The sequence below is a fragment of the Alphaproteobacteria bacterium SS10 genome (genome assembly GCA_019192455.1).
Classification (GTDB): Bacteria; Pseudomonadota; Alphaproteobacteria; order TMED2; family TMED2; genus TMED2.
This window is the reverse complement of record JAHCML010000003.1, coordinates 152970-166867: the sequence shown is the minus strand read 5'-3', so window position 1 is coordinate 166867 and position 13898 is coordinate 152970. Positions and strand designations below refer to the sequence as shown.

Annotated in this window: 12 protein-coding genes; 7 read left to right on the top strand and 5 right to left on the bottom strand. The window is 58.4% G+C overall.

Going from position 1 to position 13898, the window contains the following annotated elements; genetic code table 11:
- Window positions 1-186 precede the first annotated feature (186 nt).
- The 4 genes from KI792_01245 to KI792_01230 are packed head-to-tail and all read left to right on the top strand — an operon-like array spanning window position 187 to window position 1865.
- The gene (locus tag KI792_01245) at window positions 187-474 is read left to right on the top strand and encodes a GFA family protein (protein ID MBV6631637.1); all 288 of its coding nucleotides are present in this window, start codon (window positions 187-189) and stop codon (window positions 472-474) included.
- Window positions 471-1058: a uracil-DNA glycosylase family protein gene (locus tag KI792_01240; protein ID MBV6631636.1), complete on the top strand. Its 588-nt coding sequence runs from the start codon at window positions 471-473 to the stop codon at window positions 1056-1058. Before KI792_01245 ends, KI792_01240 begins: the two co-directional genes overlap by 4 nt.
- Window positions 1055-1525 carry a DUF4149 domain-containing protein gene (locus KI792_01235; protein ID MBV6631635.1) on the top strand — a complete coding sequence of 157 codons (471 nt, stop codon included), beginning with the start codon at window positions 1055-1057 and terminating at the stop codon, window positions 1523-1525. Before KI792_01240 ends, KI792_01235 begins: the two co-directional genes overlap by 4 nt.
- Before the next feature lie 49 nt (window positions 1526-1574).
- Window positions 1575-1865, top strand: a complete 291-nt coding sequence (locus KI792_01230; GenBank protein ID MBV6631634.1) for a 4a-hydroxytetrahydrobiopterin dehydratase — start codon at window positions 1575-1577, stop codon at window positions 1863-1865.
- A gap of 14 nt (window positions 1866-1879) precedes the next feature.
- On the opposite strand, the gene KI792_01225 is transcribed toward KI792_01230, so the two are convergent.
- The gene (locus KI792_01225; protein MBV6631633.1) at window positions 1880-4225 is read right to left on the bottom strand and encodes a primosomal protein N'; all 2346 of its coding nucleotides are present in this window, start codon (window positions 4223-4225) and stop codon (window positions 1880-1882) included.
- 198 nt (window positions 4226-4423) lie between these two features.
- Here KI792_01225 and fsa point away from each other — a divergent pair, with 198 nt between their 5' ends.
- The 3 genes from fsa to KI792_01210 are packed head-to-tail and all read left to right on the top strand — an operon-like array spanning window position 4424 to window position 6792.
- The gene (gene fsa, locus KI792_01220; GenBank protein MBV6631632.1) at window positions 4424-5104 is read left to right on the top strand and encodes a fructose-6-phosphate aldolase; all 681 of its coding nucleotides are present in this window, start codon (window positions 4424-4426) and stop codon (window positions 5102-5104) included.
- Between the two features lie 3 nt (window positions 5105-5107).
- Complete coding sequence (locus KI792_01215) at window positions 5108-5800, top strand: DUF484 family protein (protein ID MBV6631631.1); 693 nt, start codon at window positions 5108-5110, stop codon at window positions 5798-5800.
- Between the two features lie 5 nt (window positions 5801-5805).
- Window positions 5806-6792: a tyrosine recombinase XerC gene (locus KI792_01210; protein MBV6631630.1), complete on the top strand. Its 987-nt coding sequence runs from the start codon at window positions 5806-5808 to the stop codon at window positions 6790-6792.
- Window positions 6793-6825: 33 nt separating this feature from the next.
- Here the strand turns inward: KI792_01210 and KI792_01205 are convergent, their stop codons facing one another.
- The 4 genes from KI792_01205 to KI792_01190 form a co-directional block, all read right to left on the bottom strand.
- Window positions 6826-8232: a dihydrolipoyl dehydrogenase gene (locus tag KI792_01205; GenBank protein ID MBV6631629.1), complete on the bottom strand. Its 1407-nt coding sequence runs from the start codon at window positions 8230-8232 to the stop codon at window positions 6826-6828.
- A 158-nt stretch (window positions 8233-8390) separates the two neighbouring features.
- Complete coding sequence (locus tag KI792_01200) at window positions 8391-9398, bottom strand: hypothetical protein (GenBank protein MBV6631628.1); 1008 nt, start codon at window positions 9396-9398, stop codon at window positions 8391-8393.
- 177 nt (window positions 9399-9575) lie between these two features.
- Window positions 9576-10820, bottom strand: coding sequence for a 2-oxoglutarate dehydrogenase complex dihydrolipoyllysine-residue succinyltransferase (odhB, locus tag KI792_01195; GenBank protein MBV6631627.1), 1245 nt, complete (start codon window positions 10818-10820; stop codon window positions 9576-9578).
- Window positions 10821-10913: 93 nt separating this feature from the next.
- A complete protein-coding gene (locus KI792_01190; GenBank protein ID MBV6631626.1) occupies window positions 10914-13796 on the bottom strand; it encodes a 2-oxoglutarate dehydrogenase E1 component in 2883 nt (960 codons plus the stop codon).
- Window positions 13797-13898: the final 102 nt, after the last annotated feature.

Below are 13898 nucleotides of genomic sequence, written 5' to 3'. Positions count from 1 at the left end.
ACGGTTCCACCACTGCCACTTACTGGTGGCTGCCAATGCGGTGCCGTCCGCTATACCGTCAATGCCCTGCCCCAAACGCTTTATGCCTGCCACTGTACGGAGTGTCAGAAACAGTCATCGAGCGGGTTTGGCATGTCCTTAAGGGTTTAGAAATCAGCCGTTGAGCTGGTGGGTGAGGTCGCGCTGATGGAACGCACCGATCCCGACGCGCCATACACTGAGGGCGTGTTCTGCCCAAAATGCGGTAGCCGCATCCTCCACCAACGCCCAACCCGGGATACCGTAAACATCAAGGCAGGCACGCTGGATAACACCAGCTGGCTCGACCCCATCGGCCACCTTTGGACCAGCAGTGCCCAAGCTGGCTTCAATCCCAAGCCTGGCGACATTACCTATGCTGGCCAGCCGCGTAACTATGATGAGTTGATTGACGCCTGGGGCCAGGCCACCGGCACCGAAGCCAAGCAGGCATGAGTGACCTGGCCTCACTATTGGCCAGGATCGGTAAGTGCCGCCACTGTGCAGATCTTGCAGAAAGCCCCCTACCCCATGAACCACGACCGGTGGTGCGAGCACAGCCGAGTGCGGAGCTGCTGATCATCGGCCAGGCGCCCGGCACCAGGGTGCATGAAACCGGTATACCGTGGAACGACCCGAGCGGTGATCGCCTCCGCCAATGGCTGAGCATAGATAAAGAGCGTTTCTATGACAGCGGTCAGATGGCCATCATGCCCATGGGCTTCTGCTTTCCCGGTCAGGATGATCGCGGCGCTGACTTACCCCCCAGAAAGGAATGCGCTCCGCTTTGGCATGATCAGATATTGGCCGCACTCCCCAACATCCGAACCATTTTGCTGATCGGCCAGTATGCCCAAGCACGCTACCTCGGTAAGGCACGCAAGCGGAATATGACTGAGACCGTGGCGGCATGGCGTGACTACGCGCCCAAGTTTTGGCCAACGCCACATCCAAGTTGGCGCAACAATGCCTGGCTGAAAAAACATCCTTGGTTTGAGGCGGATTTACTCCCAGCGCTTCGGCACCATATCGGTGGGTGAGTCGTTATCCCGCCGCAATCGCCCGCATCACCATCATGAATGAAACGATCACCGTCCTTCTGGACCTAACGCTTGGCTGCCTTCTAGGCGCGATGATCTTTTTCCCGTCGGTTGTCGCCCCAACGGTGTTCAAGGTTCTATCCGGTGCCGATGCGGGTAAGTTCCTGCGCCGCCTCTTCGTTGGCTATTACACCTACCTAATCATTGCCTCCGGGATCGGCGCGCTCCTGCTGTTCCGCGACCCAATCGCCGCCGCGGCCATTGGGGCGATAACGATCTCCACCCTCTGGGTGAAACAGATCCTGATGCCCAAACTAAACGCCTGGCGGGATGCCGAGCTTGAAGGTGATGAGGAGGCAAAGGTCAAATTTGCCAAAGGTCACCACCTCTCCGTGATTATCAACGTTACACAGATGCTGGTACTGATCGCGGTGATCATCGCGCGTGGCGCGGGCTACATCGCCTAGCGTCAGTATAACGATCCCTACACACCTAACTCGTTAAAAGGAAAAGAAAATGGCTGAGAAGCTAAACGAAGCTGAGAAGGCCGTCATGCTGTCAGAGCTTGATGGATGGAGTGTGGTTGACGGTCGTGACGCGATCGAGAAAACCTTCACCTTCGGCAACTTTATTGAGGCTTGGGGCTTCATGAGCAGCGCTGCGCTTCATGCCGAAAAGCTGAACCACCACCCGGAATGGTCCAACGTCTATAAGACGGTGGAGGTAACGCTCACCACCCATGACGCCGGGGGTTTGAGTGAACTGGACATCAAGCTCGCCAAGGCGATGGACAAGCTGGCGAGCTGATGCCGCCACCTAATCTATAGGAATGAATATGGATCGATATCGATCTGTACCCGGGTCTGGCTGGGCAGCTTCACCGCCGCCAGCCAGGGCTCGATCAACCGGGCCAGGACCGCGTTGCGCCCCCCCTTAATCAAGAACCGTTGTCGATGGCGACCTCGCAGCATCGCGAGTGCTGCGGGCGCGGGTCCCAGCACCATGACGCCATCAACCTTCGGCGCGGTGCGCGCCAACATTGCCGCCGCATGGTCTAAGCGACCAGGATCGGTATCCGAGATAATCAAGGCGGCCAGACGCCCAAAGGGTGGCATGCCGTGCAGGCGGCGATCTGACTCCACCGCCTCCATGAACCCATCACGATCCTGGGCAACCAGGGCCTGAAGCACCGGCTCGTTCGGCAGTCGGGTTTGAACCAGCACACGCCCGGGCCGATCGCCCCGTCCGGCACGGCCTGCAACCTGTTGAAGCAGTTGAAAACTACGCTCTGGTGCGCGGATGTCGCCACCACCGAGGCCCATATCCGCATCAATGATCCCAACCAGGGTCAAGCCTGGGAAATGGTGACCCTTCGCCAAGATTTGCGTGCCGATGATGATGTCCAGGGATTTGGTCTGGATCTTCGCCACGAAGTCGCGCATCGCCATGGGGCCGGTCAGGCTGTCAGAGGTCAGCAAGCCCATGCGTGCCTCTGGGAAACGGCGTTGCACCTCTTCCGCCACCCGCTCAACCCCAGGGCCGCAGGCGATGATGCTGTCCTCTGCCCCGCATTCCGGGCAGTGGGGCGGCAGGGGCGTTTGGTATCCGCAATGGTGGCACTGCATGCGGTAAGCCAGCCGGTGCTCAACCAACCAAGCTGTACAGTTCGGACAGCGCCATCGATGGCCACAGGACTGACAAAGGGTCAACGGGGCATAGCCACGGCGGTTTAGGAACAGCAGGGTCTGCTCACCCGCCGCCAGGGTTTCACCAATTGCATCGACTAGCGGCGGTGCCAGCCAGGCCGGGCCCATCCCTTCAAAACCGGCCTCCTCCGGTTTCTCAGGTGGGGTTTTGGTCAAATCCACCAGCTGAATATCTGGCAGCTCGGCAGTACCATGCCGCTCTGGCAGGACAAGCGCCTCAAACCGATCCTCGGCCATATTCACCACCGTCTCCATCGACGGGGTGGCCGAGGCGAGTACCACCGGGTGGTCCGCTAAACGGCCGCGAACAATGGCCATATCCCGGGCGTTATAGGCGACACGGTCATCCTGCTTATAGGAGGCATCATGCTCCTCATCGACGATGATCAGCCCCAGATTTGAAAAGGGGAGGAACAGGGCAGAGCGTGCACCGACCACCACATCAACCCGGTTTAGCGCCACATTGCGCCAAGTATCCCGCCGTTGCGCCGGGGTTAGATCTGAGTTCCAAAGCGTGGGCGTGGCCCCAAACCGGCGGGCAAAGCGGTCTAGCCATTGGGCACTTAAGGAAATCTCCGGCAGCAGCACCAAGACCTGCTGGCCCTTGGCGAGTGCCGCAACAACGGCCTCAAGATAAACTTCTGTCTTACCGGCGCCGGTAACCCCGTCGAGGACGGCAATATGACCACCGCCATCCTCAACCTCCGCCACCAGACGCTTAGCGCTGGCATCCTGATCGGCGGATAGGACCGGGCCTGGCAGGCTCAAATCCGGGCGCCCTTCCCTTGGCGGCAGGCTGGGCAGGCTGACCGCGCGCAATCCACCAGCCTCGGCCAGACCCGCAACCACGGAAACACCGCAGCCCGCAGCATCGGCAAGCTCCCGACCCGTCATCACCGGCATCTCGGCAAAGGCAGCGAGCACACGCTTGCGCGCTGGCGTCATCCGCAGATCAGCGGGAAGCGTCTCAACCAACTCATAAGCCGTGGTTGGCGGCGGTGTCTCAAGCGCGCTCGGTGTATTTAGAAACATCTTAGCGACGGACCCAGCAGCCGCCGCGTAGTACCCCGCCATCCAGGTGATCATCTCCCGATTGATCGCCGGCATGGCCGGAAGGTCAAAGACGCGCTCAACCGCCTTTAGGGTGATCTTGCGCGGCTTCTTACCCGACTTTGGCGCCTTCCCGTCGCCAGCCATCGCTTCTGGCGTTGGGTCCCAAATCACTGCGGGCAGGAGGCGTTTGCCAACCGGCACCTCAATATAGGTGCCAACCTCAATGGAACCCGCCCCTAGCACACTGTCAGGCAGCCAATAGTCATAGCGACCACCAGTATTGGTTCCCACTGGCAGGGGGACAAGCACGGCGACTCGCCTGCCTGGGCCGTAAGCCTCAGCCGCTGCGGCTTCCGCAGCCGCCAGCCGATCTAACTTATCGTCTATTTTTGTCGGACTGACGGACATAAATACGCTGTTTATCCCCGGTTAGGGGCGATGAAAGCACGGTTTTGCCTCGGATAGCACGAGAACGGTCATTACGCCTATGGTGACGTGACGCTGGCTTTTGTATGGTGCCGAAATTGAGCGCCAAGATACGATGCGGCGCGCCCCATTAAAACACGCTGATCCAGCACTTAAGAACCAGCCAACAGGACCGCCGCCATGAAGTTCTTTATCGACACCGCTGAGCTAGACGAAATCCGTGACCTTGCCACCACCGGCCTGGTTGACGGTGTCACCACCAACCCAAGCCTAATCGCCAAGAGTGGTGCCGATTTCCAAACCCGGATCGCTGAGATCTGTGAAATCATCGAAGGTCCAGTTAGCGCCGAAGTGGCTGCCACCGATTTTGAAACCATGCTGGCTGAGGGGCGTCACCTCGCCAAGATCGCCGATAACGTCGCGGTTAAGGTGCCGCTGACTGAGGCTGGTTTGAAAACCTGTAAGGCGTTGAGCGATGAAGGCACCATGGTGAATGTCACCCTGTGCTTCTCGGCGAACCAGGCGCTGCTAGCTGCCAAGGCCGGCGCCACCTTCATCTCACCCTTTGTTGGTCGCCTTGATGATATCGGCCAGGACGGCATGGGGCTGATCGCTGACATCATTGAGATTTATTCGGTCTACCCAAATATCGACACTGAGGTTCTGGTCGCCTCAATCCGCAGCCCCGGCCATGTTGCTGAATCCGCCAAGATGGGCGCCGATGTCGCCACCATCCCACCTGGCGTGCTGCGCCAGCTTTATAAGCATCCGCTGACCGATAAGGGTCTGGATGCCTTCGTTAAGGATTGGGCCGCAACGGGCCAGACCATCCTGCCAGGCAACGCCAAGGATGTTGCCTAAGCCATGGCCTCCGACGTTGCTGATCAGAAGCTAAGCGATGCCCAAGTTCGTGCCTATCTGCGTGCGAACCCGGACTTCTTCCAGGCCAATGATGATTTGTTATCGGCCCTGAACCTGCCGGCGCGACCAACCGGTGAGGGCATTGCCGACTTCCAGAAGTTCCTGGTCGATCGCCTGCGTAAAGAGGGCGAGGAGCTGAAGGCGGAGCAAGGCGACTTAATCGCCAATGCCCGGGCCAATATGAACACCCAGAACCGGGTGCATTCGGCCATCCTCTTCCTGCTCGATGCCCGTAATTTTGAGCAATTCATCACCACCATTACGACCGACCTCGCCGTCCTTCTCGACGTCGATACCGTGGTTTTGGCGGTTGAGAGCACTGATCTAACACTGCCAGGGGTCAATCAGCCCGGCATTCGTGTGGTGCCGAACGGTACGGTCGATCTTTGGTTAGGCGCAAAGACTGTGCGCCTGGATAGCGGTGTCAGCGGCGATCCAACCCTGCTTGGCCCGGCGTCCGACCTGGTGCAAAGCCAGGCCATGATCCGCCTGGATGTCGACCCGCGCATGCCCGTTGGCATGCTAATCCTCGGTAGTCGGACACCGGAGATGTTCGATCCAGGCCAGGGCACTGAGCTGGCGCAATTCCTCGGCCGGGTGGTTGAGCGGCAATTGCGGCACTGGCTACAGGTTTAAGACGGATGAGCGAGGGCGACCTAACCCTCGACCTATTGCCGGTTCAGGCTGACCTCGCCAAGGCTATTGACGAATGGCGCCGCTGGCTCAGTGATGAGCGGCGGCTGTCCGATCACACCCACCGAGCCTACCAAACAGATCTGTTTGATTGCCTGCGGTTTATGGCCGATCACGGCGGCGGCGCGCTTAGCCTAAAAGACCTAAGCGGCCTCGGGTTAAGCGCCTTCCGATCCTGGCTAGCGTCCCGCGCTGGTGATGGCGCAACCGCTGCCACCAGGGCCCGAAACCTTTCAGCACTGCGCAGTTTCTTTGGCTGGCTCGACCGCACGGGTCGGGCGTTTAACCCGGCTATTAGTCAGTTATCGGCGCCTAAGCGTAAAGCCCCACTGCCCCGCCCCGTCAGCGCGCCTGATGCCAATGCTATTCTGGATATGGCAGAGGAACTGGCGACCGCCCCTTGGGTGGGTAAAAGGGATAAGGCACTCTTAGCCTTGCTATACGGCGCCGGGCTTCGGATTGGCGAGGCGGTTTCACTGAACAGAGGTGACCTTCCCTCCAGTACAACTGACGCCATGATCCGGGTTCGCGGTAAGGGCGATAAGGATCGTCAAGTGCCGGTACTTCCGGCCATTCTCGGGTCGATGGCGCGTTATCTTGAGACCTGCCCATATGCGGGCAGCGATCCAGCCGCACCGCTATTCTACGGCGTAAAGGGCAAGCGATTGAGCGCTGATGCCGCCCGTAAAATGGTGCGGCAAGTCAGGGCGACGCTTCAACTGCCCGATAGCGTTACGCCCCACGCCATGCGACACAGCTTTGCGACACATCTGCTGGCTGCTGATGTCGATTTAAGGGTGATCCAGGACCTACTGGGCCATGCAAGTCTGGCCTCAACCCAGCGTTACCTGGACGCTGATTTTGAACGGTTGAACCAAGTCTATGCCCAGGCGCATCCGCGGGCTCAGCGCAATAAGACGGGCGAGGCCGACTAGGTGAGTACCCTAGTCGCGGCCCCACCAGGCTTCTTACATATGGATTGGACGACCATGGACGGCGAGGGCCGCTTCCTTCACCACCTCATTGAGGGTTGGGTGAGCATGGCACGTGCGGAATACGTCTTCTGACGAGGCGGCAAATTCCATCGCGGTGGCAATCTCGGCAATCAGGGTGCCAGCCTCTGGCCCAATGATGTGAGCGCCCAACACGCGATCGGTTTCTGCATCGGCAAGGATTTTGACGAAGCCGTCGGTTTCACCCATCGCCCGCGCACGTCCATTAGCTGAGAAGGGGAACTTGCCCTTCTTATACTTCACGCCCGCGTCTTTCAGCTGCTCTTCAGTTTGGCCAACCTGCGCCACCTCTGGCCAGGTATAGACGACACCGGGGATCACATCGTAATTCACATGGCCGCTCTCGCCGCCGAGGATTTCAGCAACGGCGACGCCTTCCTCTTCCGCTTTGTGGGCTAGCATCGGCCCAATCACCACATCGCCAATGGCATAGATGCCTGGGACAGAGGTTTCGAAATGTTCATTGATCTCCACCCGGCCGCGCTCATCCATCTTCACACCAGCCTTATCAAGGCCGAGTTTGTCAGTGTGCGGCTTACGGCCAACGGCAACCAGGACCACATTGGCCTTAATGGTTTCACCATCACCGCCAGCAGCTGGCTCAACGGTAACATCAACGCCGGCCTTGGTGTTCTTAACGCCCGTGACCTTGGTCGATAGTTTGAACTTGATGCCTTGCTTCTCGAGGATCTTTTTCGCCTCTTTTGAGATCTCACCATCCATGCCAGGTAGCGCGCGGTCGAGATACTCAACCACGGTGACCTCAGAACCCAGACGACGCCAAACCGTGCCCATCTCAAGACCGATATAGCCGCCGCCGATAACCACAAGATGCTTTGGCACCTTGGCGAGTTCGAGCGCGCCGGTAGAGGACACAATCTTCTTCTCGTCGATATCGATGCCCGGCAGGGACGCGACGTCAGAGCCGGTGGCGATTACAACGGCACTGGTCTTGTAGGTGGTGGATTTACCTTTGGCATCTTTAACGGCGACGGTTTCGGCATCCTTAACCGTGCCCTCACCCTTCAGCCAGGTGACCTTGTTCTTCTTAAACAGGAACTCAACGCCCTTGACGTTGGCTTCCACGGTCTTGTGCTTGTGACCCATCATGGTTTTAAGGTCGAGCTGAACACCGCTGGTCTTAATGCCCATCTCAGCAAAGTGGTGGCCCGCAGCCTCATAATTCTCAGACGCTGCCAGCATCGCCTTGGACGGGATGCAGCCAACATTGAGGCAGGTACCGCCGAGGGTGTCGCGCTTCTCAACGCAAGCGGTCTTCAAGCCAAGTTGGGCACAACGAATGGCGCAAACATAGCCACCGGGGCCGCTACCAATAATGATGACGTCAAACTGCTCAGACATAACGGACTAACCCTCGGATGGATGCGAAGCTGGTTCAAGGCATAGCCAAGCGCGCTGAGAACCAGCGCGCGGGCGGGCCACTTGGATATCCCGCCCAGCTAATAACAGCAAGGGTTTACGGCGACTTAAACCGCCGAAATCAGGCTGAATTTGCCTGATTACGTGAACAGGATGCTGTCACCGATCAGGCCGGTGAAGTCACCGCCCACGATCACCACCGTGTTCTGGAAGGTACCAGCGGATTCAAACAGGACAGAGCCATCGGGCTGACGCAGGAACTGACCCTGGTCAAATGCCACATCGGAACGGATGAGCGTGGCGTTAGCGCCAGCATCAAACGCCGCCGCAACACCGCCAATCGCGGTGTTCACAACGGTGATGCGGTCCTCACCGGCGGTGAAGTCGCTGATCACATTGGCACCTTGGCCAAGGGCGAAGTTGAACCGGAACTCATCAGCGCCGGAACCGCCAGCCAGGGTGTCATTACCTCGGTTACCAGCGAGGAAGTCGTTACCCGCTTCGGCGTTCACATTGTCATCGCCTTGACCGGCAAAGATCGTGTCATCGCCGTCGCCGCCCAACAGCACATCGCTATCGAAGTTGCCGTAGAGGACATCATTGCCCTGCTCACCAGCGAGGAAATCATTCTGCTGACCGCCGAAGATGGTGTCGTTGTCGAGGCCACCGAACAGCTGATCATCATTCCTGTTGCCATAAATCAGGTCATTACCCGCCAGGCCAGCAACGAAGTCATTGCCGTCAAAGGTTAGAATGATGTCATTGCCACCGTTTGAGCCGGTGAAGTTATCGGCACCCGCAAAGAAGGTCCGGGCCAGGTCCTGGCCAGCATTGGGATCAGTGTCGAAATCGGTCTGCAGCATGACCTGGGAGAACGGGACCGCTGTTCCAGTGACGGAAAGGATGCCGTTGCCACCAACGTCAAAGCTGGTGATGCCGGTCACCGTGCCAGTTAGCGCCAATGGATCGCCATTGACATTACCACCGATACCGGTACCGATAATGTTGAACGTGCCGGTGGTTGGGCTGAACAGGGACACCAAATCAGGCGTGAAGGATGCGATATCCCCATCGACCGATTGGAAACCCAGCGGGTCAGAGGAGAAACCGTTATAGCCGGTCAGGGAGAGAACTTGGACGATAGCCATTGGGAGGGGGACCTTTCTTGCAGAGCCTCACATGTGGGCGTTGCATAATGCAAAAGCCGCACCGGCTCAACGCCTGATGCGGCTTCTCATGTGCGGCGCGATGATTTCGACCGGCACCCTGTGTACTGCCAACAACACCGTCAGGAATGCGGTGCCGATGGCATACTATATTGCGCGTTACAGCTCAAGCAGAACGCGGCGTGGATCCTCAATGCAGTCCTTGATGCGCACCAAGAAGGACACAGCCTCGCGGCCATCAATGATCCGGTGATCATAGGACAGCGCCAGATACATCATCGGCCGGGCCTTCACCTCGCCATCAACAACCATTGGCCGCTGCTTAATCGCATGCATGCCCAGGATGGCAGATTGTGGTGGGTTAAGGATTGGCGTCGACATCAGTGAGCCGAACACACCGCCATTGGTGATTGAGAAGGTGCCGCCAGACATCTCATCGAGGCCGAGCTTACCATCACGGGCGCGCTTACCCATGTCGTTGATGGAAGCCTCAATATCGGCGAAGTTCTTCTCGTCGCAATCACGGACAACCGGCACGACAAGGCCGTTCGGGGTCGAGACGGCAACGCCGATATCGTAGTAATCTTTATAAACGATATCGTCGCCCTCGATCTCAGCGTTGACAGCTGGGAACTCTTTCAGCGCCACAACGGCAGCCTTCACGAAGAAGGACATGAAACCAAGGCGAACACCGAACTTCTTCTCAAACAGCTCTTTATACTCAGAGCGCGCGGCCATCATGTTGGTCATATCCACCTCGTTAAAGGTGGTCAGCATGGCAGCGGTGTTCTGGGCATCCTTCAGACGCTCGGCGATACGCTGACGCAGGCGGGTCATGCGCACCCGCTCTTCCCGATCAGCGCGTGGCCGTGGGCCGGTTGGCACCGGCGCCTTCGCTGCCGGGCGTGCGGCGGCACCACCCTTCATAAAGGCCAGGACATCGGCCTTGGTCAGGCGACCATCTTTGCCAGTAGCCGGGATTTTTGAGGCATCCAGATTGTTTTCTTCAACCAGCTTCCGAACCGCAGGGGCGAGCGGGTAGCTCATATTGGCAGCTGAAGACTTGGCCGGTGCAGCGGGTGCTGGTGCCGGTGCGGCGGCAGGCTTTGGTGCCTCTGCCTTTGGCTCCGCCTTCTTCTCTTCCTTGGCCGCTGGTTTGGCCGGCGCGCCGGAACCTGCACCAAGCTTGGCGATCAGGGCGCCAACCTCAACCTCGGCACCCTCATCGGCGAGGATCTCTTCGAGCACACCCGCTTCTGGGGCATTCACCTCAACGGTGACTTTATCGGTCTCGAGCTCGACCAGCGGCTCATCCCGCTCGACTGCCTCACCGGCTTTTTTCAACCATTGGGCGACGGTGGCTTCGGTGACTGATTCACCGAGGGTAGGAACGACGATATCCATAGCTTTGGGACTGCCTGTTGCTCGTTTGACTAGCGTTGATGCGGTCGGGCACGAACGGCCCGACCAGGTAGGTGGTTAAGGGTTTTAACCGGGTTACTTCTCGATGGTAAGGGCCTCATTGATCAGCGCCGCTTGTTCTGTGTTGTGGCGCTTGAGCAGACCGGTCGCCGGGGACGCGGCCTCTGGACGACCGGCATAGCGAACACGGGTGTTCTTATGCCCGATCTCAACCAAGACATCCTCGAGGCGGCGATCAACAAAGTACCAAGGGCCCATATTCTTAGGCTCTTCCTGACACCAAACCATCTTGGCGTTCGGGAACCGGCCCAGCTGCTCTTTCAAGGAGTTGATCGGCCAAGGGTAGAGCTGCTCCATCCGCAGGATATGGACGTTGTGGGCCCCGCGCTTATCGCGCTCTTCAGCCAGTTCGTAATAGACCTTACCCCAGCACAGCACGACCTGATCGATCTTCTTATCGGCCGCCAGGTCCTTATTGTCTTCATAGAGGACCCGGTGGAACGTTTCCTTCGCGCTGAACATGGTCAATGGCGACACGCAGGCCTTATGGCGCAACAGCGATTTTGGCGTGAAAATGATCAGCGGCTTCCGGAACGCGCGGTGCACCTGACGACGCAACACGTGGAAGTAGTTCGCCGGGGTCGTACAGTTCACAACCTGGATGTTGTCTTCAGCACAAGCGGCCAGGAAGCGTTCTGGACGGGCGGAGGAGTGCTCCGGACCGTTGCCCTCATAACCATGGGGCAGCAGCATCGTCAGACCTGACATCCGCAGCCACTTCGCCTCAGCTGAGGTGATGAACTGGTCGATCATCACCTGCGCGCCATTCACGAAGTCACCGAACTGCGCTTCCCACAGATTGAGGGCATTCGGCTCGGCGAGCGAGTAGCCATACTCAAAGCCAAGCACGGCGAATTCGGAAAGTGGGCTGTCGATCACCTCGAAATGGCCCTGCCCGTCCCGGATGTTCAGCAGCGGTAGGTAACGCTCTTCCGTCGACTGGTCACGCAGCACCGCATGGCGCTGTGAGAAGGTACCGCGACCACTATCTTGGCCCGATAGTCGGACAAAGTAGCCCTCATCCACTAGGGTGCCAAAGGCCAGAGCCTCTGCGGTTGCCCAGTCAATTGACTGGCCCTCATCCAGCATCTTGGCTTTCGCCTTCATCTGGCGGGTAATCTTAGAGTGCGCCTTGAAGCCATCGGGAAGGGTGCTCAACACCTTGCCGATCTTCTTAAGCTTATTCGCTGGAACGGCGGTGGTACCCTTGCGCTCATCCGATGGCGCGGTGGTCATACCGGTCCACTTGCCTTCCAACCAATCGGCCTTATTGACCTTGTAGTTGGCAGCCGCATCGAAATCGCGTTGCAGGTCATCCATGAAGGCCTGCATCACCTTCTCTGAGTCATCCGCCGTCTGCACGCCCTCATCGGCCAATTGCTTGGCATACAGTTCGCGAGTGGTTGGGTGGTCGGCGATGGTCTTGTACATGAGCGGCTGGGTAAAGCTCGGCTCATCACCCTCATTGTGGCCATGACGGCGATAGCAGACCATATCGATAATCACGTCTTTGCCGAATTCCTGACGGAATTCGATCGCCATCCGTGCCACATGGGTGACCGCCTCGGCATCATCACCATTCACGTGGAAGATCGGGCATTGCAGCATCAACGCGACATCGGTTGGGTGTGGCCCAACGCGAGAGAAGTTCGGATTGGTGGTAAAGCCGATCTGGTTGTTGATCACAAAGTGCAAGCAACCGCCGGTCCGGTAGCCCTTTAGGTCCGAGATCGCCATCGTCTCGGTCGCCGTACCCTGACCGGCAAAGGCAGCATCACCATGGACCAGGAAGCCCATGACCTGGGTGCGCGTGTCGTCGCCGCGCTGTTCCTGCTTGGCCCGCACCTTACCCAGAACAACCGGGTTTACCGCCTCAAGGTGTGAGGGGTTGGCGGTCAGGGATAGGTGAATGTTGTTGCCGTCAAAGTCGCGGTCGGAGGAGGTACCGAGGTGGTACTTCACATCACCGGAACCTTGCACATCCTCAGGGTGGGCTGAATTGCCCTGGAATTCGGAGAACACGGCGGTGAATGGCTTGCCCATCATATTGGTGAGCATGTTCAGTCGGCCACGGTGGGCCATTCCGATCACAATCTCTTTCAAGCCCAGCTGACCGCCGCGCTTCATGATCTGCTCAACCGCCGGGATCATGGCTTCACCGCCCTCAAGGCCGAAGCGCTTGGTGCCGGTATACTTAATCTGCAGGAACTTCTCGAAGGCCTCTGCCGCCATTAGGCGTTCATAGATTGCCTTCTTACCCCGCTCGGTGAAGTCGGTTTTGTTCTGCGCGCCCTCAATCCGCTCTTGCAGCCAGGCTTTCTGGGCTGGGTCTTGGATATGGATGAACTCAACACCGATGCGACCACAATAGGTCCGCTGCAGCACCGCATGGACTTCACGCATGGTGGCGTATTCAAGTCCCAGAACATGGTCGAGATAGATCTGGCGATCCATATCGTCATCGGTGAAGCCGTAGCTTTTTGGATCTAGCTCTGGATGCGGCTCTTTCTCGGCAATGCCTAGGGGATCGAGGTCAGCTTCCAAATGCCCGCGTACACGATAGGCGCGGATCAGCATGATGGCACGCAGGCTATCAAGCACGGCCTGGCGGACGCTGGTGCTGCTGGTCGAAACCTCGGCCATCGCGGCCGATGCGGCGGCTAGCTCACCAGCTTCAGCGGCGAAATCTGGCAGGGTGTCATAGGGATCATTGATTTGATTAGCGATGCGTTCATCGCGCCAACTGGCGCCTTGCATCTCGTCTAGCAGTGCCCGCCCATCCTCATTCAACTGGGCGAAAAACTCGGCCCAGCTATCGTCAACGGATTGAGGGTCACTCAAATAACGCTGATAGATATTGGCGATGAAATCGGCATTCGCGCCGGTGAGGAAGCTCAACTGATCGGCGCCATAGGGCAGCCGGGTTGTCTGGTTCACTGCTTATTCTCCCCTGCCCCCAAACCGCATGGAGGCAATATTCCCACGTGTTACTTGCCCATT

Coding starts and splice junctions, on each gene's coding strand:
- KI792_01245 (MBV6631637.1), top strand. CDS start 187: ATGGAACGCACCGATCCCGACGCGCCATACACTGAGGGCGTGTTCTGC.
- KI792_01240 (MBV6631636.1), top strand. CDS start 471: ATGAGTGACCTGGCCTCACTATTGGCCAGGATCGGTAAGTGCCGCCAC.
- KI792_01230 (MBV6631634.1), top strand. CDS start 1,575: ATGGCTGAGAAGCTAAACGAAGCTGAGAAGGCCGTCATGCTGTCAGAG.
- KI792_01225 (MBV6631633.1), bottom strand. CDS start 4,225: ATGTCCGTCAGTCCGACAAAAATAGACGATAAGTTAGATCGGCTGGCG.
- fsa (MBV6631632.1), top strand. CDS start 4,424: ATGAAGTTCTTTATCGACACCGCTGAGCTAGACGAAATCCGTGACCTT.
- KI792_01215 (MBV6631631.1), top strand. CDS start 5,108: ATGGCCTCCGACGTTGCTGATCAGAAGCTAAGCGATGCCCAAGTTCGT.
- KI792_01210 (MBV6631630.1), top strand. CDS start 5,806: ATGAGCGAGGGCGACCTAACCCTCGACCTATTGCCGGTTCAGGCTGAC.
- KI792_01205 (MBV6631629.1), bottom strand. CDS start 8,232: ATGTCTGAGCAGTTTGACGTCATCATTATTGGTAGCGGCCCCGGTGGC.
- KI792_01200 (MBV6631628.1), bottom strand. CDS start 9,398: ATGGCTATCGTCCAAGTTCTCTCCCTGACCGGCTATAACGGTTTCTCC.
- odhB (MBV6631627.1), bottom strand. CDS start 10,820: ATGGATATCGTCGTTCCTACCCTCGGTGAATCAGTCACCGAAGCCACC.